20 protein-coding genes are annotated in these 22,671 nt (G+C 69.8%); 7 read left to right on the top strand and 13 right to left on the bottom strand.

All coding sequences use genetic code 11. The annotated features are described in order from the left end of the window. Positions 1-61: 61 nt before the first annotated feature. Positions 62-409, top strand: a complete 348-nt coding sequence (locus tag ACK4UM_RS11920; protein ID WP_409799051.1) for a VOC family protein — start codon at positions 62-64, stop codon at positions 407-409. Here the strand turns inward: ACK4UM_RS11920 and ACK4UM_RS11915 are convergent. The 8 genes from ACK4UM_RS11915 to ACK4UM_RS11880 all read right to left on the bottom strand — a co-directional run bounded on the left by ACK4UM_RS11915 (position 379) and on the right by ACK4UM_RS11880 (position 10,301). Further along, positions 379-1,623, bottom strand: coding sequence for a phosphopentomutase (locus tag ACK4UM_RS11915; protein WP_409799049.1), 1,245 nt, complete (start codon positions 1,621-1,623; stop codon positions 379-381). The two genes, ACK4UM_RS11920 and ACK4UM_RS11915, sit on opposite strands and share 31 nt — an antisense overlap. A gap of 26 nt (positions 1,624-1,649) precedes the next feature. Further along, entirely contained in the window at positions 1,650-3,278 is a 1,629-nt protein-coding gene (locus tag ACK4UM_RS11910; RefSeq protein ID WP_409799048.1) for an ABC transporter ATP-binding protein, read from the bottom strand. Then, complete coding sequence (locus tag ACK4UM_RS11905; protein WP_409799046.1) at positions 3,275-3,721, bottom strand: type II toxin-antitoxin system VapC family toxin; 447 nt, start codon at positions 3,719-3,721, stop codon at positions 3,275-3,277. Before ACK4UM_RS11905 ends, ACK4UM_RS11910 begins: the two co-directional genes overlap by 4 nt. Before the next feature lie 6 nt (positions 3,722-3,727). Next, complete coding sequence (locus ACK4UM_RS11900; RefSeq protein WP_409799044.1) at positions 3,728-4,117, bottom strand: hypothetical protein; 390 nt, start codon at positions 4,115-4,117, stop codon at positions 3,728-3,730. Between the two features lie 59 nt (positions 4,118-4,176). Continuing rightward, a complete protein-coding gene (locus tag ACK4UM_RS11895; RefSeq protein ID WP_409799043.1) occupies positions 4,177-5,343 on the bottom strand; it encodes an ABC transporter permease in 1,167 nt (388 codons plus the stop codon). Between the two features lie 3 nt (positions 5,344-5,346). Next, positions 5,347-6,447: a microcin C ABC transporter permease YejB gene (locus tag ACK4UM_RS11890; protein WP_409799041.1), complete on the bottom strand. Its 1,101-nt coding sequence runs from the start codon at positions 6,445-6,447 to the stop codon at positions 5,347-5,349. An 81-nt stretch (positions 6,448-6,528) separates the two neighbouring features. Continuing rightward, on the bottom strand, positions 6,529-8,448 hold the full coding sequence (locus ACK4UM_RS11885; protein WP_409799039.1) for an extracellular solute-binding protein: 1,920 nt from the start codon (positions 8,446-8,448) through the stop codon (positions 6,529-6,531). Further along, positions 8,445-10,301: an extracellular solute-binding protein gene (locus ACK4UM_RS11880; RefSeq protein WP_409799037.1), complete on the bottom strand. Its 1,857-nt coding sequence runs from the start codon at positions 10,299-10,301 to the stop codon at positions 8,445-8,447. The genes ACK4UM_RS11885 and ACK4UM_RS11880 overlap by 4 nt, the downstream gene beginning before the upstream one ends. 224 nt (positions 10,302-10,525) lie before the next feature. Between ACK4UM_RS11880 and ACK4UM_RS11875 the strand changes: the two genes are divergently transcribed. Then, the gene (locus ACK4UM_RS11875; protein ID WP_409799035.1) at positions 10,526-11,293 is read left to right on the top strand and encodes a VWA domain-containing protein; all 768 of its coding nucleotides are present in this window, start codon (positions 10,526-10,528) and stop codon (positions 11,291-11,293) included. 7 nt (positions 11,294-11,300) lie between these two features. Next, positions 11,301-12,014 carry a DnaJ domain-containing protein gene (locus ACK4UM_RS11870; protein ID WP_409799033.1) on the top strand — a complete coding sequence of 238 codons (714 nt, stop codon included), beginning with the start codon at positions 11,301-11,303 and terminating at the stop codon, positions 12,012-12,014. 121 nt (positions 12,015-12,135) lie between these two features. On the opposite strand, the gene ACK4UM_RS11865 is transcribed toward ACK4UM_RS11870, so the two are convergent. Next, positions 12,136-13,752 carry a serine hydrolase gene (locus tag ACK4UM_RS11865; RefSeq protein ID WP_409799031.1) on the bottom strand — a complete coding sequence of 539 codons (1,617 nt, stop codon included), beginning with the start codon at positions 13,750-13,752 and terminating at the stop codon, positions 12,136-12,138. A 282-nt stretch (positions 13,753-14,034) separates the two neighbouring features. Between ACK4UM_RS11865 and ACK4UM_RS11860 the strand changes: the two genes are divergently transcribed. Further along, positions 14,035-14,370, top strand: coding sequence for a phasin family protein (locus ACK4UM_RS11860; protein ID WP_409799029.1), 336 nt, complete (start codon positions 14,035-14,037; stop codon positions 14,368-14,370). Between the two features lie 468 nt (positions 14,371-14,838). Further along, the gene (locus tag ACK4UM_RS11855) at positions 14,839-15,609 is read left to right on the top strand and encodes a phosphatase PAP2 family protein (protein WP_409799027.1); all 771 of its coding nucleotides are present in this window, start codon (positions 14,839-14,841) and stop codon (positions 15,607-15,609) included. On the opposite strand, the gene fliG is transcribed toward ACK4UM_RS11855, so the two are convergent. After that, positions 15,566-16,612 (bottom strand): flagellar motor switch protein FliG, encoded by a 1,047-nt coding sequence (fliG, locus tag ACK4UM_RS11850; RefSeq protein WP_409799026.1) that lies wholly within the window; start codon positions 16,610-16,612, stop codon positions 15,566-15,568. The two genes, ACK4UM_RS11855 and fliG, sit on opposite strands and share 44 nt — an antisense overlap. 279 nt (positions 16,613-16,891) lie before the next feature. Between fliG and ACK4UM_RS11845 the strand changes: the two genes are divergently transcribed. Continuing rightward, on the top strand, positions 16,892-18,226 hold the full coding sequence (locus tag ACK4UM_RS11845) for a flagellar hook protein FlgE (protein ID WP_409799024.1): 1,335 nt from the start codon (positions 16,892-16,894) through the stop codon (positions 18,224-18,226). Here the strand turns inward: ACK4UM_RS11845 and ACK4UM_RS11840 are convergent. The 3 genes from ACK4UM_RS11840 to ACK4UM_RS11830 are packed head-to-tail and all read right to left on the bottom strand — an operon-like array spanning position 18,210 to position 21,583. After that, on the bottom strand, positions 18,210-19,634 hold the full coding sequence (locus tag ACK4UM_RS11840) for an ATP-binding protein (RefSeq protein ID WP_409799022.1): 1,425 nt from the start codon (positions 19,632-19,634) through the stop codon (positions 18,210-18,212). The two genes, ACK4UM_RS11845 and ACK4UM_RS11840, sit on opposite strands and share 17 nt — an antisense overlap. After that, positions 19,631-20,317 carry a winged helix-turn-helix domain-containing protein gene (locus ACK4UM_RS11835; protein WP_409799020.1) on the bottom strand — a complete coding sequence of 229 codons (687 nt, stop codon included), beginning with the start codon at positions 20,315-20,317 and terminating at the stop codon, positions 19,631-19,633. Before ACK4UM_RS11835 ends, ACK4UM_RS11840 begins: the two co-directional genes overlap by 4 nt. A gap of 45 nt (positions 20,318-20,362) precedes the next feature. Continuing rightward, on the bottom strand, positions 20,363-21,583 hold the full coding sequence (locus tag ACK4UM_RS11830; RefSeq protein ID WP_409799018.1) for a trypsin-like peptidase domain-containing protein: 1,221 nt from the start codon (positions 21,581-21,583) through the stop codon (positions 20,363-20,365). A 537-nt stretch (positions 21,584-22,120) separates the two neighbouring features. Here ACK4UM_RS11830 and petA point away from each other — a divergent pair. After that, positions 22,121-22,657, top strand: a complete 537-nt coding sequence (gene petA / locus ACK4UM_RS11825; RefSeq protein ID WP_409799016.1) for a ubiquinol-cytochrome c reductase iron-sulfur subunit — start codon at positions 22,121-22,123, stop codon at positions 22,655-22,657. Positions 22,658-22,671 lie beyond the last annotated feature (14 nt).

The raw sequence follows: 22,671 nt of genomic DNA, 5'->3' as shown, positions 1-22,671 counted from the left end.
ATTGCGTGCCGCACGCACGCGCGCTTAACCTCGGCTCCTCGACCCGTTTCGGACGCGCGCCATGGATCTCTCGGTTCCCGTCATGTCGATCTACGTGCGCGATCTCGAGGAGGCGCTCGGCTTCTATTGCGGAACGCTCGGCTTCGCCGTCAAGCAACGCTACGGCGCCTGCATCGCGACGCTCGACAATGCCGGGGCGATGATCGTGCTCGAGGAGATCGAGGACGGCAAGGAGCCGCGGGTCGTCCCCGCGATCGCGGTCGCGGATGTGCGTGCCGAATGCGCGCGCCTCGCAGCCGCCGGCGCGACGCTCCTCACCCCCGAGCCGCACCCCTTCCCCGCCGGCACGATGATCTCGATCCTCGACACGTCCGGCAATCAGCTCGACATCGTGCAGTTCGGCGGGTGAGCCCCGCGCGGCATCGCGACCCCGAGATGCCGCGCCACCATCTCCCCGATGGCCGAAAAGCTCTCCGCGCGGCCGAGGTCGCGCGGCGCGATGCCCGGTCCGAAGGCGAGAACGGGGACGTGCTCGCGGGTGTGGTCGGTGCCCGGTGCGGTGGGGTCGTTGCCGTGGTCGGCGGTGATCACGACGAGATCGCCGGGGGATAGCCGCGCCTCGATCTCGGGCAGCGCGCGGTCGAAGGTCTCGAGGGCTGCTGCATAGCCCGGCACGTCGCGGCGATGGCCGTATTCCTGGTCGAAATCGACGAGATTGACGAAGACGAGCCCGCCGTCCGGCAAGGCGTCGAAGGCGTCGAGCGCGAGCGCGAGGTTGGCGGCGTTGCCGTGGCCCTTCACCTCGCGGCCGGTCCCGCGATGGGCGAAGATGTCGCCGATCTTGCCGACGCTGACGACCGCCCGCCCCTCACGGGCGAGCACGTCGAGGAGCGTGTCGGCGGGCGGGGGCGTGGAATAGTCCTTGCGGTTGCCGGTGCGCCTGTAGCCGCTCGTCGCATCGCCCACGAAGGGGCGGGCGATGACGCGGCCGATCTTGTACTCGTCGCAGATCTCGCGCGCGATCGCGCAGACGCGGTAGAGCCGCTCGAGGCCGAAATGCTCCTCGTGCGCGGCGATCTGGAAGACGGAATCGGCGGAGGTGTAGGCGATCGGCTTGCCCGTCGCGATGTGGGCGGCCGCGCATTCCTCGATGATCGCCATGCCGTTGGCGTGCTTGTCGCCGAGGATGCCCGGCAGATCCGCGCGCGCGACGAGCGCCTCGACGAGGGCGGGCGGGAAGGCGGGCTGCGTGTCGGGGAAATAGCCCCAATCGAAGGCGACGGGGCAGCCCATGATCTCCCAATGGCCCGACGGCGTGTCCTTGCCCTTCGAGGTCTCGACCGCATGGCCGTAGGCCCCCGTCGGTCCGCCGGGCGGCGGGGCGAGATCCGGATCGGGCGCGCGCGCGCCGATCGAGGCGGCATGGGCGAGCCCGATCCCGAGGCGCGCGAGGTTCGGCAGCGCGAGCGGCCCCGCGCGGAGGCCCTCGCGACGCCCGCGCCCCTCGCGGCAGGCGATCGCGATATGGCCGAGCGTGTCCGCGCCCGCATCGCCGTAGGCGCCCGCATCCGCGGCGCCGCCGATGCCGACCGAATCGAGGACGATCAGGAGCGCGCGGGGCATGGGCCTTCCTCTTCGAGCGAACGGGATCACTCCCGCACCACCTCCCCGGCCGCCTCGAGATCGAAGGCGGCGGAGAAGAGCGCGCGGGTATAGGCGGTCTTGGGGCCCGAGAAGATCTCCTCGGCCGGCCCCTCCTCCACCACCACGCCGTTCTGCATCACGAGGAGGTGATTGGCCAGAGCGCGCACGACCTTCAGATCGTGGCTGATGAACATGTAGGCGAGGCCACGCTTCGTCTGAAGATCGCGCAGGAGGTCGACGATCTGCGCCTGGACCGACATGTCGAGCGCCGAGGTCGGCTCGTCGAGCACGACGAAGCGGGGCTCGAGCGCCATGGCGCGGGCGATCGCGATGCGCTGGCGCTGGCCGCCGGAGAATTCGTGCGGATAGCGGTCCATCGCCTGCGGATCGAGGCCGACGTCGAGGAGCGCGCGGGCGACGATCTCGCGCCGATCCTCGAGGGAGAGCCCCTTCTGCAGGACGAGGAGCCCCTCCTCGACGATCTGCGAGACGGACAGGCGCGGCGAGAGCGAGCCGTAGGGGTCCTGGAAGACGACCTGCATGTCGCGCCGGAAGGGGCGGATGTCGTTGGATTTCAGGCCGTCGATGCGGTTGCCGAGGAAGACCACAGGCCCCTGCGAGGAGATGAGCCGCAGGATGGCGAGCCCGAGCGTCGTCTTGCCCGACCCCGATTCGCCCACCACCCCGACGGTCTCGCCCTCGCGGATGCGGATCGAGACGCCGTCGACCGCCTTCACGTGCGAGACGGTGCGGCCGAAGAAGCCCCGCTTGATCGGGAAATGCACCTTGATCGGCCCCGCCTCGACGATCGGCTGCGCGGAAGCCGGGATCGGCTGCGGGCGCCCCTTCGGCTCGGCGGAGAGGAGGCGGCGGGTGTATTCGTGCTGCGGATTCTCGAAGACCTCGGCCACGGGCCCGTGCTCGACGATTCTGCCGCGCAGCATCACGCAGACGCGGTCGGCGACCTTGCGGACGATGCCGAGATCGTGGGTGATGAACAGCATACCCATGCCGGTATCGCGCTTGAGCTCGGCGAGCAGGCCCAGGATCTGCGCCTGGACGGTGACGTCGAGCGCCGTCGTCGGCTCGTCGGCGATGAGGAGATCGGGATTGTTGGCGAGCGCCATCGCGATCATCACGCGCTGGCGCTGCCCGCCCGAGAGCTGGTGGGGATAGGCGTCGAGGCGGTTGGCGGCCTCGCGGATGCCGACCCGCTCGAGCAGCGCGAGGGTACGCGCGCGCGCGTCCTTCTCCGAGATCGGCTGGTGCAGACGCAGGATTTCCCCGATCTGCCGCGAGATCACGTGCAGCGGGTTGAGCGAGGTCATCGGCTCCTGGAACACCATCGTGATGTCGTTGCCGCGCACCTGCATCATCTCGAGCTCGCTTGCGGCGGTGAGATTCTTGCCCTTGAACCAGATCTCTCCGGAGGGGTGCGAGGCCGGCGGGTAGTTGAGGAGCTTGAGGATCGAGAGCGCCGTCACCGACTTGCCCGACCCGGATTCGCCGACGAGCGCCACCGTCTCGCCCTTGGCGATATCGAAGGAGACGCGATCGACCGCGAGCGTCTCCCGCCCGCCCTGCGCGAAGGCGACGGAGAGATCGCGGATGGAGAGGAGGGGGGTGGGGGTCATGGCGTATCCGGAATGTCGTCGATACCGATGCGGATCATCGGCTTTCTTGTCTTGATCCGTCGGTCCGACGAGAGGAACACAGCACAATTCGAAGCTTCGGCGGTAGCGACGTGAATCGAGTCTGCCAACTTCCCGCCTTCCTCAGCGCGAATCGTACAACTCAATTCGAGCACCTCACGCGCAACTGGGACGCACTCGATGACTTGAGGGCGCGAGAATAGGTCCCGATAAATTGCGGATAGGTTCTGGTCACCATCACGAAGGGGGCGCACCAGAACTTCCGCAAGCGTCAGTTCGCTGGTGACGAGTCGAAGTCGTCCGACCATCGCCCGTTCGAGCACGCGAGCGAGGCGAGTGTCGGCGATCTCGACGAGAGTTATGACGATGTTCGCGTCAAGGTAAACGCGGCTGCCGTCCAGCTTTTCGTAGGCAGGCGAAGACATGCGCCGTCAGTCGTCTTGATCGCGCAATTCGCGGATCCGCGTGACTGCGTCCCGAACGGTCGTTCTCCCATCCGCGGCGGCTCCGAAAAAGCGACCGAACAAGGCTGCACGGTGCGCGACCTCCTCCGGCGCGAGGTCCGGAGCCGGCGCTCGATCGACCGCGCGCAGATAGTCCTCCAGACTCGGATGCGCCCATTCCTCGCGCAGCGCTCTCACGTGCGCGTCGACCTCGTCCAGCGATCGGAAATTCTCCTGTTCGAACGCCAGGATCTCCTCCAGCGTCATCGGCGCCTCTCCCTCGGCGGCGGCGGCGGTCTCCACCGTCACCTCCACCGTCGCGAGCGCGCCCGGGTCGAGCCCTTCGCGAAGGCTCTCGGGCAATTCGCTCACCGGCACGTGATGCCGCACGATCCTGTTCATGCCGAAGCCCTCCTTGTGCCCATCATAGCCCACCCTCACGTGAAGGTCTTGCGCGGGTCGAAGGCGTCGCGGACGGCTTCGCCGACGAAGATGAGCAGCGAGAGCATCAGCGCGATCACGAAGAAGCCGGTGAGCCCGAGCCAGGGCGCCTGCAGGTTCGCCTTGCCCTGCGCGAGGAGCTCGCCGAGCGAGGGCGAGCCGGGCGGCAGGCCGAAGCCGAGGAAGTCGAGCGAGGTCAGCGTCGTGATCGAGCCGTTGAGGATGAAGGGCAGGAAGGTCAGCGTCGCGACCATGGCGTTGGGCAGGACGTGCTTCCACATGATCGTCGCGTCGGCGACGCCGAGCGCGCGCGCGGCGCGGACATATTCGAAATTGCGCGCGCGCAGAAATTCGGCGCGCACCACGCCCACCAGCGACACCCACGAGAACAGGAGCAGGATGAAGAGCAGGATCCAGAATGTCGGCGTGATCACCGAGGCGAGGATGATCAGGAGGTAGAGCGAGGGGATCGCCGTCCACACCTCGATCACGCGCTGGAAGGCGAGATCCGTCCAGCCGCCGAAATAGCCCTGCACCGCGCCGGCGAAGACGCCGATCACCGAGGAGAAGGCCGCGAGCACGAGGCCGAACAGGACCGAGATCCGGAAGCCGTAGATGAGCCGCGCGAGCACGTCGCGGCCCTGGTCGTCGGTGCCGAGCCAGTTCGTCTCGAGATCCGCGCAGCCGCCGAGCCCGAGCCGCGCGGCCGCGCTCTCGCACACCTCCTCGTCGAGCATCCAGGTCGGCGGCGCCGGCGCGGGGACGGGGAGGTTCAGGTTGTGGGTGGTGAAGTGGAAGCGGATCGGCGGCCACAGCATCCAGCCATGCGCCTCGATCTCCTCCTGGATCATCGGATCGCGGTAATCCGTCACCGCCAGGAAGCCGCCGAACTTCTCCTCCGGATAGTCGACGAGCACGGGCACGAGCAGCTCGCCGCGATACATCGCCAGGATCGGACGATCGTTGGCGATGAACTCGGCGAACATCGTCAGGACGAAGAGCACCAGGAAGATCCAGAACGACCAATAGCCGCGCTTGTTCTTCTTGAAATTGTCCAGCCTGCGCCGGTTGATCGGCGAGAGGTTGACGAGCCCGCGCTTGGCGAGCGGCGGCGCCAGACGCTCGCCGTCGAGCGGCTTGCGGAGATCGAGGGGCGCGTTCATCGATCAGACCTCCCGCGTCTCGAAATCGATCCGCGGATCGATCCAGACATAGGTCAGATCCGAGATCAGGTTCACCACGAGGCCCAGGAGCGAGAAGATGTACAGCGTCGCGAACACGACGGGGTAGTCCCGGTTGACGATCGATTCGAAGGAGAGGAGCCCGAGCCCGTCGAGCGAGAAGATCGTCTCGATGAGGAGCGAGCCCGCGAAGAAGGCGCCGATGAAGGCCCCGGGGAAGCCGGCGATCACGATCAGCATCGCGTTGCGGAAGACGTGGCCGTAGAGCACCTGCCGCTCGGAGAGGCCCTTCATCCGCGCGGTCATGACGTATTGCTTGCGGATCTCGTCGAGGAACGAGTTCTTGGTGAGCAGCGTCGCGGTCGCAAAGGCGCCGAGCGCCATGGCGGTCACCGGCAGCGTGATGTGCCACAGATAGTCGAGCACCTTGCCCGCGAGCGACAATTGCTCCCAATTGTCCGATGTGAGCCCCCGCAAGGGGAAGATCTGCCAGAACGAGCCGCCGGCGAAGAGCACGATCAGGAGCACCGCGAACAGGAAGCTCGGGATGGCGTAGCCGACGATGACGACCGCGGAGGTCCACCAGTCGAAGGGCGTGCCGTCGCGCACCGCCTTCTTGATCCCGAGCGGGATCGAGATGGCGTAGGACAGGACCGTCATCCACAGGCCGAGCGTGATCGAGACGGGCAGCTTCTCGACGATGAGGTCGATCACCGCCACGTCTCGAAAGTAGCTGTTGCCGAAATCGAAGCGGATGTAGTTCCACATCATCATGAAGAAGCGCTCGTGCGCCGGCCGGTCGAAGCCGAATTGCCGCTCGAGCTCGGCGATGAAGGCCGGGTCGAGCCCCTGCGCGCCGCGATAGGTCGAGGTCGGCTCGGCGCCGCCGCCGAGCTGCTGGCCGCCGAAATCGCCCCCGCCGCCGGAGATGCGCGCGGTCGCGCCGACATCGGTGCCCTGAAGCTGCGCGAGCACGCGCTCGACGGGCCCGCCCGGCGCGAACTGGATGATGACGAAGGAGATCAGCATGATCCCGATCAGGGTCGGGATCATGAGCAGGAGGCGGCGGGCGACATAGGCGAACATCGCTGTCCTCGGACTTTCTCGGGGCCGCACAGGGCCTGCAACGCGTACCGCACGGAGGAGCCCGCGCGGAATAGGGACCGCTCAGACGCGCCGCGCGCGGGCGGCCTTCTCCGGATCGAACCACCAGGTGTCGAGCACGCCGAGCGCGAAGTTCGGCCGCCGCTCGGGCCACGAGAACTCGTCCCAGAAGGCGAGCCAGCTCGTGGTGCGATACCAGTGGAAGACGATGTAGCGGCCCGCGCGCAGGACGCGATCGAGCGCGGAGGCGGCGACGTGGATCTCCTCGCGCGTCGTCGCCGAGGCGATCGCCTCGATCAGCGCGTCGACGGCCGCGTCCTGGATGCCGGCGAGATTGGCCGAGCCGGGCGTCGCCGCCGCCTCCGATCCGTAGACGACCCTCAGGCCCGCTCCGGGCGTGAGGGAGGCGCCGAAGGCGCGCGAGGTCATGTCGAAATCGAACTCGTTCATCCGCCGCTCGTATTGGGCGGGGTCGACGATGCGCGAGGTGGCGTTGATTCCGAGCCGGCCGAGATTGGCCTGGAAGGGCTGCGTGTGCGGCTGCAGCGCCTGGGAGAAGTCGAGGAACTCGATCGTGAAGGGCTCGCCCGAGGGCAGATGCAGCGTGCCGCCCCGGCGCTCGCAGCCCGCCGCCAGCAGGAGCTCGTTGGCGCGGCGCATGAGCTGGCGGTCCTGGCCCGACCCGTCGGCGAGCGGCACTTCGTAGGGCTCGCCGAACACCTCCTCGGGCAGCCCCGCGCGGAAGGGCTCGAGCAGCGCGAGCTCGGCGGGAGAGGGCAGCCCCTGCGCCTGCATCGGCGAGTTCTGGAAGAACGAGGTCAGCCGCTGGAGCAATCCGAACATGATGTTCTGGTTCGTCCAGGGGAAATCGAAGGCGAGCGAGATCGCCTCGCGGATGCGCGGGTCGGCGAACTTGGCGCGGCGCGTGTTGAACCACCAGCCCTGCGGGCCGCGCGGCAGGCCGAGCTCGACCTCGTCCTGGACGACGCGTCCCTCGCGGCGGGCCGGAAAGTCGTAGCCCCGCGCCCAATCGCGGGAGGTGAATTCCTCGCGCCAGGAGAACTGCCCTGCGCGGAAGGCCTCGAAGGCGACCTGGCGATCGCGGAAATACTCGTAGCGGATCTCGTCGAAATTCCACTGGCCGACATTCACGGGCAGGTCCGCCGCCCAGTAATCGGGCACGCGTTGGAAGGCGATCCAGCGCCCAACCTCGAAGCGCCCGACCCGGTAGGGCCCCGAGCCGAGCGGCGCCTCGAGCGTCGAGGCCTGGAAATCGCGCCCCTCCCAATAGGCGCGCGAGAAGATCGGCAGGCCGGCGACCACGAGGGGGATGTCGCGCGTGCGTTGGGGGATGAAGCGCACCTCGACGAGCCGCTCCTCGAGCGCCTCGACGCCCTCGACCTCGCGCAGCACCTGGACGAGCCGCGGGTGGCCTTGCGTGCGCAGGATTTCGATCGTGAAGGCGACGTCGTCGGCCGTGATCGGCGTCCCGTCGTGGAAGCGCGCCTCCGGACGCAGCCGGAAGCGGAAGGCGAGCCCGTCGGCGGAGCGCGAGACCGATTGCGCGACGAGGCCGTACATCGCGTCCGGCTCGTCGCCGGAGCCGCGCATCAGGCTGTCGAAGGTCAGCCCCATGCCCGCCGCGCCGTCGCCCTGGAGGACGAAGATGTTGAGCGTGTTGAAGGTGCTGAAGTTCTGATTGTAGGCGGCGGAGGACAATTGCAGCGAGATGCGCCCGCCCTTCGGCGCGGCCGGATTCACGTAGTCGAAGCGCTCGAAATCCGGCCCGTGCTTCAGGTCGCCGAACAGCGACAGCCCGTGGCGCTCGACGAAATCCTCGTCGACGGGGCCGTAGGCGGCGACCGCGTGATCGTGGGCGCGCGCGGCGCGCGGCAGGCCGATCGCCGCGGCGACGCCGATCGCGCCCGCTCCCATCAGGAGCCCGCGGCGGGTGGGATGCAGAAGTCTCGTGCGATCGATCATTGCGCCCTCCCCGCGCGCCGCGCCTTCTCCTCGTCGAACCACCACACGGTGGGGAACGCCGAGGCCCCGTATTCCGGCAGCTCGTCGGGCCGCGAGAAGCGGTCCCACCGGGCGATGCGCTGCTCGCGCAGCGTCCATTGCGGAACGACGAGCTCCTTGTGCAACAACACCCTGTCGAGCGCACGCGTCGCCGCGACGAGCTCCTCGCGGTCGCGCGCGAAGATCACCCGCTCGATCAGCGCGTCGATCGCGGGATCCTGCACGCCGATGTGATTGTCCGAGCCCGGCCGGTTCGCCGCCTCCGAGCCCCAGTAATTGCGCTGCTCGTTGCCCGGCGAAAGCGATTGCGCCCACAGAGAGGTGATCATGTCGAAATCGAAGCTGCGCAGGCGGTTCTGGTATTGCGCCGGGTCGACGATGCGCACGTTCATGGTCACGCCGATCCGCGCGAGTGCCTGGGAATACGGCAGCGCGTGGCGCTCGTCCGTGGACTGGAAGCCTAGGAATTCGAGGGTGAGCGGGCGGCCCGTGCGCGTGTCGACCATCTGCCGGCCGCGCAGCTCGTAGCCCGCTTCCTGCAGGAGGCGCACGGCCTCGCGCAGGTTGTCGCGCTTGGCCTGCGGCGTCGTGTGGTCGGGATTGCGGTATTCCACCTCGAAGACGCTGTCGGGGATCTGCCCGCGGAATTCCTCGAGGATCTCGAGCTCCAACCCCTCCGGCAGGCCCGACGACGCGAGCTCGGTGCCGTGGAAGAAGGACGACACGCGCTCGTAGGCGGAGAAGAAGATCGTCCGGTTGATGTCGTCGAAATCGAAGGCGAGATTGAAGGCGCGGCGCACCCGCGGGTCCTGGAAGCGCTCCTGGCGCAGGTTCAGGACGTAGGCCTGCATGATCCCCGTGCTGTTGATCGGAAAGCTCTCGAGCACCACCCGCCCCTCGGCGCGGGCGGGGAAGTCGTAGGCGGTGGCCCAATTGCGCGCGACGTTCTCGTTGCGGAAATCGACCTGGTCGGCCTTGAAGGCCTCGAGCAGGACCGTCGCGTCGCGGAAATACTCGTAGCGGATCGTGCCGAAATTGTTCTTGCCGACATTCACGTTGAGATCGTTCGCCCAGGCGTCGGGCACGCGCTCGTAGACGACGCTGCGCCCGGCGACGTGCGTCGCGAGCCGATAGGGCCCGGAGCCGAGCGGCGGCTCGAGCGTCGTCGCGGACGGGGAGCGGCCCGGCGCCGTCCACCAATGCTCGGGCAGGACGAGGAGCTGGCCCATGATCTTCGGCAGCTCGCGATTGTTCGCCTGGTCGAAGCGGAAGGTCACCTCGCGCTCGCCGGTCTCCTCCGCGCCCACCACGTTGCGGTAGTAGAAGGCGTACATCGGGTTCGCCTCCTTCTGCACCTCGAAGGACCAGATCACGTCGGACACCCTGATCGGCTCGCCGTCGTGCCAGCGCGCGTTCGGGTTCAGGCGGAAGGTGACGGAGGAATAATCCTCCGGATAATGCATCGCCTCCGCGATCAGCCCGTATTCCGTCGCCGGCTCGTCGAGCGCGGAGGTGGTCAGCGTCTCGTAGACGAGCCCGATCCCGGCCGCGAGGTCGCCGCGGATGCCGGCCACGATCGGGTTGAAATTGTCGAAGGAGCCGAGCGCGCCGAGCCGCAGGAGGCCGCCCTTCGGCGCATCGGGGTTCACGTAGTCGAAATGCGGGAAGCCCGGCTCGTAGCGCGGCTCGCCCATCAAGGCCGCGCCGTGGCGCCAGGCCGGCCCCTCTTCGGCGGCGAGAGCGGCGGCTCCCGGCGCGACGAGCGCGAGCGGGAGAGCGACGGCGAAGGCGAGAGCGGCGAAGCGTGGCTGCAAGCGGGTTCCTCGCGTTTGGTTCCCAGGGTGAAGAACAGAATATGGAGAGAGCCGACCGGCGTGTCCACATTAGGGACGGAACGTGTCGCCATACAGTCGAAATCGTCGCACCCGTAGACGAACGGCCGAGCCGGCGATTGCATCGGGGCCGTGCCTCCGCCACATCTTCTGGGCAGGCCGAGCGACGCAGAGAAGAATCCAGAGGCGAACGCGAGTAGAACGAGATGACCGACGAGAAGAAGCGCGACGCTGTCGCCCGCCCCTCGACGACGGCCCGTCCGCGCCCGGACCACGCGCCACCGGCGACGAGCGGAGCCTCGGCGATCGACGCGTTTGTCGCCAAGGCCTCGGCGCTCGGGCCGGCGAGCGCTTCGGGGGCGCGGCGCGGGCGGCTCGTCTTCGCGCTCGATGCGACCATGAGCCGCCAGCCGACCTGGGATCTCGCCTGCTCGCTGCAGGCGCAGATGTTCGAGACGACGGCGCAGATCGGCGGGCTCGCGGTCCAGCTCGTCTATTTCCGCGGCTTCTCGGAATGCCGCGCGTCGCGCTGGGTCGTCGATCCGGCCGCGCTCACCGCGATGATGGTCAAGATCGATTGCCGCGGCGGCCACACCCAGATCGGCCGCGTGCTCTCCCATGTCCGCAACGAGGCGCGGGGGGAGGGGGTCGACGCGTTCGTCCTCGTCGGCGACGCCTTCGAGGAGGACATCGACGCGGTCTGCGCCAAGGCGGGCGAGCTCGGCCTCCTCAACGCCAAAGGCTTCTTCTTCCAGGAGGGCGGGGAGCCGAATGCCGAGCGCGCCTTCCGCGAGATGGCGCGCCTGACGGGGGGCGCCTATGCCCGGTTCGACGCGGGCGCCCCCGGCGCGCTCGCCGGCCTCTTGCGCGCGGCCGCGACCTATGCGAGCGCCGGTGCGAACGGGCTCGAGCGTCTCGCGGCCCACGAGCCGCAGGCGCAGGCCCTGCTGACGGCCATGCGGCGCAAGGGGTGATCGGCGGATGGTTTCGCTTCTCTACGGGATCGCGGCGGTTTTCGCCTTCTGGTGGCTGATGCGCGCCTTCCAGCGCGCCAACCCGGCCGACGTCGCCAAGCTCGTCAAGCGCGTCGGCGGCTTCGCGCTGATCGGCCTCGCGGCGCTCCTCGCGGTGCGCGGGCGCATCGACATGGCGCTCCTCCTCGGCTGCGCCGGCGCCTGGCTGCTCGGCTGGTCGACGCCCTTCGCGCGCATCCCCGGCTTCGGCGGCGCGAAATCGCCGGGGCAGGTCTCGCGCGTGCGCTCCGCGATGATCGAGATGGAGCTCTCCCACGACACGGGCGAGCTCGCGGGCACGGTGCTCGCGGGCGCCTATGCCGGGCGGCGGCTCGCCGATCTCGACGAGAAGGCCCTCAAGGATCTCTACGAGGCCTGCCGCGGCGCCGACCCCGAAGGGGTGCGCCTGCTAGAGGCGTATTTCGACCGCCGGTTTGCCGGATGGCGTCAGCACGCGCAGGGAGACGCAGACGCGGGGACGCGCCGAGAGACGAAGGGCGGCGCGATGACGGAAGAGGAGGCCCACCAGATCCTGGGGCTTGAGCCGGGCGCGTCCGCCGACGACGTCCGGCGCGCGCACCGGCTCCTGATGAAGAAGCTGCACCCCGACCAGGGGGGATCGACCTATCTCGCGGCCCGCGTCAACGAGGCCAAGGACGTTCTTCTGAGCCGACATCGCTGATACTCCACGCGCGATCGATCGAGGATACGGCTCGACCGGGTCGGTTCGACGAGCGGCGGGCGCGAGCGTCCGCCGATGGCGTTCTTTGGAAGAGGACGAGTGCGCCAAGGGGCGAAGGGCCTCAGCTGCGCACGGCGAAGCAGTCGAAGCCTTCGCTCTTCAGCTTCTCGCAGGCGTCGCGGGCGTCGCCCGCCTCGTCGAAGCCCGAGAAGCGCGCCCGATAGAGCGTCGCGCCCCGCGTCTGCACCTCCTCGGTGAAGGGCACCGCGTTGATCAGGATGCGCCCGACGCGCGATTGCGCCCGCTGCAGCATGTCGAAGGCCGCGTCCTCGGAGGGCACCGCCGCGATCTGGATGACCCAGGGCGACACCGAGCCTTCCGCGACGCCCTCCGCCTCGACGTCGATCTCGAGCGGGATGTCGGTCGAAAGCGCCGCGACGGCGAGCGTCTCGATGACCGGCTCGGGATCCTCGCTGGGCGCGGCGGTGACTTCGAGCGCGAGCTCGCGGATCGGCGAGGGCGGGATCGGGGTCGGCGTCGCGGCGACGGGGCGGGCCGGCTCCGGCTGCACGAGCGCGGCCGTCTGCTGCACGTCCGGGATCGGCGCGGGCGGCAGCGGCACGTCGAGCGCGGGCGACACCGCGGCGAAGGCGGAGGCCGAGGCGGGCGCCGAAGCGGGCGCCGCGCGCAGCGAGCCCGGCGTGACGGTGTTCGCGTCCGGCGCGCTCGCCACCGCCGGCCGCATGCCGGCGAGATCGAGCGGCGCCGTCGCCACGGGGCGCGGACCGAGATCGGCCGGGCGGGCCGGCGGCGCGGGCGGAACGGGCGCGGCCATGGCGACCATCGGCGTGGTCGCCCCCGACGGGCGCCCGATCAGCGGCGTGCGCCGCGCCCCGGCATAGGCGCGCGGCAGGTGCCGCTCGACGAGGCGCTGCACGATCTGGTCGCGATGCGCGCCCGAGCGGCCGCCGAGCACGATCGTGACGATGTGGCGCCCATTGTGCTGGGCGTTCGTCATCAGATTGAAGCCCGAGGCGCGGATGAAGCCCGTCTTGATGCCGTCGACGCCCGTGACGCGGCCGAGAAGGCGGTTGTGGTTGCCGATCGTGGCGCCGTTGTAGTTGAACGAGCGGCGTTGGAAATAGTGATAATATTGGGGGAAGCGATCCTGCAGGGCGATCGCGAGACGGGCGAGATCGCGCGCGGTCGTCACCTGCTGGGCGTTGGGCAGGCCCGAGGCGTTGCGGAAGGTCGTGTTCGCCATGCCGAGCTCGCGCGCCCGCCGCGTCATCAGCCGGGCGAACTCGTCGACGCTGCCGCCGACATTCTCCGCGATCACGGCCGCGACGTCGTTCGCCGAGCGGGTGACGAGCGCGAGGATGGCGTTCTCGACGGAGATCGTCGAGCCCGCGCGCACGCCGAGCTTCGAGGGCGGCTCGGCGGCGGCGCGGGCGGAGACGCGCAAGGGCGAATCGAGCCGCAGGCGCCCGGCTTCGAGCTGCTCGAACAGCATGTAGAGGGTCATCACCTTGGTGAGCGAGGCGGGGAAGCGCCGGGCGTCCGCGTTCTCCTCGTGCAGCACCTGGCCGGTCTTGACGTCCACCACCAGGGCGGCGAAAGGCGGATTGTAGGCGCTCGCCGGCCCCGCTCCGATCGTCGCGGCCAGGAGGCCGCAAAGGATCACCGCAAGCGCGGACAGAGGCCCGCGCCCACGGGCCGCTACGCGATACTCGAACATTTGGACCGTCCCCGTGTCTTCCGGTCGTTTCGAAAGTCAGCCCGCCCCCAGGCGCGTTGCATCAGCGCCACGCCCGGCATGTTGAGCCCGCCGAGGTTACGGAGCGGTTAAGGGGCTGATCGGGAATCGTCCGGACTTTGTGCGGTGCAACATAAAGCTTGACACGCATGTTGCAGTGCACATAATAAGGGCGTCGAGAGCGAGGGATCGGGTCGGCGGATGCGACGCGGTCCGAGCCATACCACGAAGTCAAGCGGCGCGGCAGCGTCGGAGGGAAGCACCATGATGAACCAGTTCGACGATTTCCAGAAGCTCGGCAAGGAGAACATGGACGCCACGATGAAGGCGTTCGGTGCCGTCTCCATGAGCGCCCAGCAGATCGCGGTCGAGACCGCGGACTACGCGAAGAAGTCCTTCGAGCACTCCACCGCCACCCTCGAGAAGCTCGTCGGCGCCAAGACGCTCGACAAGGCGATCGAGATCCAGACCGACTACGTGAAGTCGGCCTACGAGGGCTTCGTGGCGCAGGCCACCAAGATGGGCGAGCTCTACGCCTCCCTCGTCAAGGACGCGATGAAGCCCGTCGAGTCGATGATGGCGAAGCCCCTCGCCAAGTGAGGCGAGGTCCGGTGAGGCCAGGCCCGGTCGGGTCTGCGCCTGTCGCGAAGCGCTCGGTGAGAACCGGGCGCTTTTCGCGTTTCGGCGGGTCTCTCCTTCCCCTTTGAGTTTGAAAATCTCTCTTCTAGAACCTCCACGCCGTCATTCCGGGGCGCGAAGCGAGCCCGGAATCCAGACTCCCGACCTCTGATGAGCAGCCTGTAGGCTGCGTCCTTCGAGGTATCCGTTGTCTCGGGTTGCGGAGCGAGCGCGCATGCGCGCTCGAGCCAACGTCGGGGTTCTGGGTTCCGGGCTCGCTTCGCGCCCCGGAATGACGGGCGGGGTAAGGTTTCAAGCTCCCAGGGGAAGGAGAGGGAGCGCCTTTGCGGTCGCACGCTCGGGGAGAGGGGTTCTCGCGCGTCCCGCTTGCGGATCGATCGCGTCGCGGTGCACGTTCACCGACGGACAGTCCCACCGCGCCGCGAGACGATGAAGCACGAGATCCCCCCTCACCGAGCCGAGAACCGCCTTCTTCCCGCCTTCCACGAGAATCGCGGCACGCTCCTCGCGATGGCCGTCGCGGCCGGGGGGCTGTGGGTGTTCCTGCTCGTGGCCGGGCGGGTGCAGGCGGGGTCGACGGGGGCGTTCGACACCGCCTTCATGCTCCTCCTGCGCGACCCTCTGCAGCCGGCCGATCCGCTCGGGCCGCCATGGCTCGAGGAGGTGATGCGCGATCTCACCGCGCTCGGCGGCACCGCCGTGCTCACCATGGTGACCCTCGCCGCGATCGGCTTCCTCGCGATCGCGCGCCGCCCGCGCGCCGCGCTCGCGGTGGGGATCGCGATCGCGACCGGGATCATCCTGTCGACGCTCCTCAAGCTCGGCTACGACCGCCCGCGCCCCGAGCTCGTGCCCTATGGCGCACGCGTCTACACGGCGAGCTTTCCGTCGGGCCACTCGATGATGTCGGCGGTGGTCTACCTCACGCTGGCGGCGCTCCTCGCGCGCGTGCTGACGCGGCGGCGGCTGCGGGTCTACGTGATCGGGCTCGGGATCGCGGTGACGCTGCTCGTCGGCGTGAGCCGGGTCTATCTCGGCGTCCACTGGCCGACGGACGTGCTGGGCGGCTGGACGCTCGGCGCCGCCTTCGCGCTCCTCGCCTCGCACGCGATGCTGCGCCTGCAGATCCTGCGCGCGGTCGAGCGACGGCCGATCGTCAATAGATCAGCTCTTCCTCGGCGCGGTTCTTCGAAATCATGATCTCGCCCTTGTCGGCGAGCTCCTTGGCGAGGTTGACCATGGCGAGCTGGGCCTCGTCCACGTCCTTGATGCGGATCGGACCGAGCGACTGCATTTCCTCGTTGAGGTTCTTGGCGGCGCGGCTCGACATGTTCGACAGGAAGAAGGTCCGCACCGGCTCGGGCGCGCCCTTGAGCGCCTTGCAGAGCACGTTGCGGTCGACCTGACGGATCAGCGTCTGGGCCGAGCCCGGATCGAGCTTCGTCAGGTCCTCGAAGGTGAACATCAGCTGGCGGATGCGCTTGGCCGCCTCGCGGTTGAGGTCGTCGAGGGCCGAGAGGAAGCGGGTCTCGGTCTGGCGGTCGAAGGCGTTGAACACCTCCGCCATCGCCTCGTGGGCGTCGCGCTTGGCGGTCTGGGCGACGGCGCCGACGAATTCGAGCCGCAGCGTCTCCTCGATGTGGTGGAGCGCCTCCTTCTGGACGGCCTCGAGCTTGAGCATGCGGTTGACGACGTCGAGGGCGAAATCGTCCGGCAGCATGGTCAGCACCCGCGCGGCGTGGTCGGGGCGCACGCGCGAGAGGATCACCGCGACCGTCTGCGGATATTCCGAGCGGAGGTAATTGGCCAGGATCTCGGCGTCGATCTGCGACAGGCGCGTCCAGATGCGCTTGCCGGAGGTGTTGTAGATCTCCGCCATGATGATCGCCACCTGGTCGGGCGGGAACACCTTCATGAGGAGCTGCTCGGTGCGCTCGACGGAGCCCGAGACGCTCGAGTTCGACAGGCGCTGGATGAAGTCGACGATCAGCCGCTCCACCGTCGAGGCGTCCACCGTGCCGAGCTGCACCATCGCGTGCGAGACGGTGCGCACCTCCTCCTCGTCGAGCATCGCCCAGATCGGGCGCCCGTGCGTCTCGCCGAGGAGAAGCAGGAAGAGCGCGGCGCGCTGCGGGCCGGTCAGCCCCTCGAACTCCCCCGATTCGAGGCCTTGCGTCGCGTTGGGAAGGGCGCCGGCTGCCATGTTCGGTCTTCGTCTCGCATTCGTGCGGGTGCGGATGCGCCCGTCGGCGGCGATCGGACACCGGCCACGGTTAACGCCCCGTTAACGGCGCGGGCCCGACCGGCAGATCTTGCCGAGGAAGCGGCGGATGTTGCCGTCGCGCTGCGGGCGCCCTCGCGGCGAGAATCGTTGCGGACGAAGGATTTCGCGTCGGCGACGCGGCTGGCACGCCCGTTGCCCCGTCCCTGCCGAGAGCGGGCGAGACGGGCCCGCGCGACCTGTCTCGAGGGGAGTTAGCGTATGGGTAGCTTCGGGTCCTTGCTCACGGCCGTGGCGGGCCTGCGGGCGCAATCGTCCGCGATGCAGAACATCTCCGGCAACATCGCCAATTCGCAGACGCCGGGCTTCAAGCGCGTCGAGACGAGCTTCGTCGACCTCGTGCCCCAGCAGCCGCTGACGCGGCAGGTGTCCGGCTCGGTGACGTCGTTCTCGCGCGCGACGAACTCGCTCGCGGGCGAGTTCCTGGCGACCAATCGCGACACCAACGTCGCGATCTCCGGCAACGGCTTCTTCGTCGTCGGCCAGCCGCCGGGCCAGACCTCGGGCGTCAACCGCCAGGGCCCGGAGCTCTACACGCGGCGCGGCGATTTCGAGCTCGACCGGCGCGGCTATCTCGTCAACGGCGCGGGCTACGCCCTGCGCGGGACGATGCTCGACCGCAATACCGGCGCGCCGATGCCCAACCAGGGCTCGGGCTTCATCCAGATCACGCAGGAGCTGCTCGGCCGTCTCGATCCGCGCCCGACCGCCCAGGTCACCTATCAGGCACAGCTGCCGACGACGCCCGGCAACGTCTCGGGCGACATCCAATGGCCCGCCCCTCCCGCGACGGCGCCCCTCACCATCGGCGCCGGCGCTGCAGAGGAGGACTTCCTGCGCAACAGCGTGCCGGGCGGCAGCGTCACGGTCTACAACGGCATCGGCGCGATCGGCAGCATGAACCTGCGCTGGGTGCGCACCGGGCCGGCGACGGCGGGGCCGGCGAGCGAATGGGCGCTCTATTACGAATCCCGCTCCGGCACGCCGCTCGACGCCTGGCGGCGCGTCGACCCCGCGGTGACCTTCAACGCGCAGGGCCAGCTCTCCAGCGCCCCGCAGCTGAACGCGAGCGCGGTCGAGATCAACAACGTCGTCTTCCAGGACATCACGCTCGACATCACGGGCATGACGAACAACGACACCGGCGGCTCGGTGATCCCGACCTTCATCGAGCAGGACGGGTTCGGCGTCGGCCGCTACGAGAGCGTCAGCGTGTCCGAGGACGGCGTCGTCTCGATCGCCTATTCGAACGGCCAGGTGCGCCCGGTGGCGGAGATCTCCATCGTCGGCTTCTTCGCGCCCAACGCCCTGCGGCGCGTCGATGGCGGCGCCTTCGAGGCGACGCGCGAATCGGGCGATCCCTCCGTCGCGCTCGCCCGCTCGACGCTGACCTCCGGCGGCGTCGAGAGCTCCAACACCGACATCTCGGAGGAATTCGCCAAGATGATCGTCACCCAGCAGGCCTACACCGCCAATACGCGGGTGATCTCGACGGCTCAGGACATGATCCGAGAGGTGCTCAACGTCGTGCGGTGAGCGCCGGCTCGCCGACCGCGGGACCCGGCGGCGCGGGCAGGCGCAGGCTCGCGCGCAGGCCCGGTCGCGCATCCTCCAGCGCGAGGCTCCCGCCGTGCAGGTGCGCGACCGCCGCGACGAGGGCGAGGCCGAGCCCGAAGCCCGGCCGCGAGCGCGCGTCCTCGAGCCGCACGAAGCGCTCGAGCACGCGCCCGCGCTCGGCCTCCGGGATGCCGGGGCCGCGATCCTCGACGGCGAGCGTCACGACGCCGCCCGCGCGGCGGGCGAGGAGCCGGATCTCCCGCGCGCCGTCCGGCTCGACCCCGTATTTCAGCGCGTTCTCGAGGAGATTGGCGAGCGCCTGGCCGAGGAGCTCGCGATTGCCGCGCACCGGCAGGCTCGGCTCGGCCTCGATCGACAGGCGCACGCCCGCCTCCTCCGCGAGCGCCTCGTAGAGCTCGCCGACCCCGCGCGCGATCTCGGCGGCGTCGACCGGATCGAGGCTCTCCGGCGCGCTGCCCGCCTCGAGCCGGGCGATCATCAGGAGCGCGTTGAAGATCCGGATCAGGTCGTCGGTGTCGGCGATCGTCTCCTCGAGCGCCGCGCGCAGGGCGTCGGGGCCGTCCGCCGTCCGCAGCGCCTCGTCGGCCTTGGCGCGCAGGCGCGCGAGCGGGCTCTTGAGGTCGTGGGCGATGTTGTCGGAGACCTGCCGCATCCCCTCCATCAGGGCGACGATGCGGTCGAGCATCGCGTTGAGGCTCTCGGCGAGCCGATCGAGTTCGTCGCCCGAGCCCGAGACGGCGAGGCGTCCCGAGAGATCGCCCGCCATGATCGCCCGCGTCGTCGCTCCCATCGCCTCGACGCGCTTGAGGACGCGCTTCGACAGGACCCAGCCGCCGACGAAGCCGAGCAGCACCACGAGGAGGAGCGACCAGCCGATCGCCGTCCAGACGATGGCGACGAGGCGGTCGCGCTCGCCCATGTCGCGCCCGACGAGGAGCCGGAAGCCGCCCGGCAGGACGTAGACGCGCACGAGCGCGCGGTGCTCCATGGTCTCGCCGTCGTCGCCGAGCCGGGCGTAGTCGATCTCCCGCTCGCCCGGCTCGTCGAGCGTGCCCGGCGTCACCCAGACGACGTTGCCCGTGATGCGCTCGCCGATCGGCGTCGTGAACAGGTAGAGCGGCGCGTCCGGCGCCTGCGCCCGGCGGTCGACGCTCGCGGCGAGGCCGCGCAGGCCCGCGCGCCGGTAGACGGCCTCGAGCGTGCGGATCTCGGCCTCGATCTGATCCGTCATCTGACGCGTCATCAGCCGCTCGGCCGAGATCGCGACCCAGCCGAGCGCGACCACGAGCGAGAGCGCGAAGAAGCCGAGATAGAACAGCGACAGCTTGAAGGCGGTCGTGCGCAGGAGCTTGCCCAGCGCGCTCACCCCCCGCTCCCCCTTATGCGGTATCCCGCGCCGCGGACCGTCTGGATGAGGGCGGTCTCGAAGCCCTTGTCGATCTTGGCGCGCAGGCGCGAGACGTGGACGTCGATGACGTTCGTCTGCGGGTCGAAATGGTAGTCCCAGACGTGCTCGAGCAGCATCGTGCGGGTGACGACCTGCCCGGCGTTCTTCATCAGGTATTCGAGCAGACGGAACTCGCGCGGCTGCAGCTCGATCTCGCGGCCCGCCCGCGTCACCCGGCGCGAGAGCCGATCGAGCTCGAGATCGCCGACGCGGTAGACGGTGTCCTCGCCCCCCGCCCCGGCGCCCCGCCGGCGGGCGAGCACCTCGACGCGCGCGAGGAGCTCGGAGAAGGCGTAGGGCTTCGTCAGGTAGTCGTCCCCGCCCGCGCGCAGGCCCTTCACCCGGTCGTCGACCTGGCCGAGCGCGGAGAGGATGAGGACGGGCGTGGTGTCGCCCTGCTCGCGCAGCGAGCGGATCAGCGACAGGCCCTCGAGCTTGGGCAGCATGCGGTCGACCACGAGCACGTCGTAGCCGCCCGCTTCGGCGAGCGCGTAGCCGTCGAGCCCGTCGGCGGCATGGTCGACGACGTGCCCCGCCTCGGTCAGCCCCTTGGCGAGGAAGCGCGCCGCCTCGCGATCGTCTTCGACGATGAGGATCTTCATGGGTCTCTTCTAGCCGCTCTCGGCGCCGCGCGCGACGCGGAGCGCTCAATTCCCCGGCAGGCGGCCGATCTCCACGGCGACGTCGCGCGGGCCGCCGCGGCGCACGATCGTGATCGGCACGCGGGTGCCGGGCGCGATCGCGGCGATGCGGCGGGTGAGCTCGCGATGGTCGGCGATCGGCGCGCCGTCGACGGCGACGATCACGTCGCCCGAGCGCAGGCCGGCGCGATCGGCGGGCGTGCCGCGCTGGGGCTCGGCGATGAGCGCGCCGCGGGCGGAGGGCAGCCCGATCGCCTCCGCGATCTCGCGCGTCACCGCCTGGACCTGGACGCCGAGGAAGCCGCGCGTCACCTCGCCCGCCTCCGCGAGCTGGCCCGCGACGTCGACGGCGACATGGGCGGGGATCGCGAAGGCGATGCCGACATTGCCGCCCGACGGCGAGTAGATCGCCGTGTTCACGCCGACCACCTCGCCGCGCAGGTTGAAGGTCGGCCCGCCGGAATTGCCGCGATTGATCGGGGCGTCGATCTGGATGAAGTCGTCGTAGGGGCCCGCGCCGATGTCGCGGCTCTCGGCCGAGACGATGCCCGCCGTCACCGAGCCGCCGAGCCCGAACGGATTGCCGATCGCCACCACCCAATCGCCGATGCGCGAGCGGCCGGACGCGAAGGCGACGTAGGGGAACACCTCGTCGCTATCGACGCGCAGCACCGCGAGATCGGTGCGCGGGTCGGTGCCGACGACGCGCGCGGAGAGGGTGCGCCCGTCGTCGGTGAGGATCTCGACCTCGCGCGCGCCCTGGACGACGTGGTTGTTGGTGACGATCAGCCCGTCGGCGCTGACGAAGAAGCCCGAGCCCTGCGAGGCGGCGCCTCGGGGGCCGCGGGGACCGCGCGGGCCGGGCCGGTTCTCGCGCGGATCGATGTCGCCGAAGCCGCGGAAGAACTCGTAGAGCGGGTGATCGGGGGAGATGTCGGGCATGCGCCCGGCGCCGGGACGCGCGCCGCCCTCGCCATCGCGGGCGGCGACCGCCTGGCCGCGCACGCGCACCGAGACGACGGCGGGGCGCACGCGCTCGACGACGTCCGCGAAGCTCGGCATCTCGACGGGCGCCTGCAGCGTCAGCGGCGCCGCGGCGGCGGGGGCGGGCGGCAGGACGCCGCTGCCGAAGAGGACGGCGCCGCTCGTGCCGAGCGCGACGCCGGCGGCGGTGAAGGCGGTGGCGAGGAGCCCGGCGCGCGGGCGGCGGGAGGGGATCGGATTCATCGGCTGCAGGCTCCGGAGCATGTGTGTCCGCATGTGTGTGCGCATGTCGGTCCGCGCGGGGGAGGGGGGTGGACGCTGGACGCGCCTCGTACCTCCGAGATGGGGCGGCGCGGGTTGCGCGTCCAATGCCGCCGCATGACGATTTGGTAATGTGGCGCGCCCGCGCGCGTCTCCCCCGTCGTCCCGGCAGGCCCTGCCGCGGCGATTCGCCTCTGCGCGTCCTGTGCCCGCCCGCGCGTCCCGCCCTGGGGGGCCCTCGCGCGCGGCGTCGTCCGGGAGGCGCGGAAAAGGCGCTTTCGTCATAAGGTAGAAGGCGCGGGAGGTCGCATTGGAGCTTTCCACATCTGGACACGGAAGCGCCGCCGTGCGAGAGCACCGACGCGCGGGCGACGCCCGGTCGCATTGCGCGCGCGTGGGTCCTGCGGCATTTCCCGCCAAGGTCCGCGCCTCGCTATCGCGTGCGACGTCGCTCGGTGCCCCTCGCGGGTCCCCCGGGTGGCGTACGACCTTGTTAGAAACCCATTGCGGGAGAGTGACGTGGCCGAGACCACCACATCGCAAGAGCCGACGCGGCGGGACTTCCTGTTCATCGCGACCGGCGCCATGGGCGCCGTCGGCGTCGCCGCCGCGGCTTGGCCCTTCATCGCCCAGCTCGCCCCCGACCGGGAGACGGTCGCCCAGGGCGCTCCCATCGAGGTCGACCTCGCGCCGATCGCCGAGGGGCAGATCGTCCGCCTGTTCTGGCGCGGCGCGCTGATCTTCGTGCGTCACCGCACGCAGGCCGAGATCGCCGCGGCCGTGGACACGCCGCTGTCGGCGCTCAAGGACCCGCAGCCCGATTCCGAGCGCGTCCAGGCCGGCCGCGAGCAATGGCTCATCCTGTACGGCAGCTGCACGCATCTGGGGTGCATCCCGCTCGATTTCCAGGGGGCGTACGGCGGTTGGTTCTGCCCCTGCCACGGCTCGGTCTTCGACACGTCCGGCCGCATCCGCCAGGGTCCGGCGCCCATCAACCTGCCGGTTCCGCCCTACCGCTTCGTCGAAGACACCCGCATCGTCATCGGCGAGGCCTGAGGCCGTCCGGCGGA

This window comes from Salinarimonas sp., assembly GCF_046292825.1.
Classification (GTDB): Bacteria; Pseudomonadota; Alphaproteobacteria; order Rhizobiales; family Beijerinckiaceae; genus Salinarimonas.
This window is presented reverse-complemented; position numbering and strand designations above follow the sequence as displayed.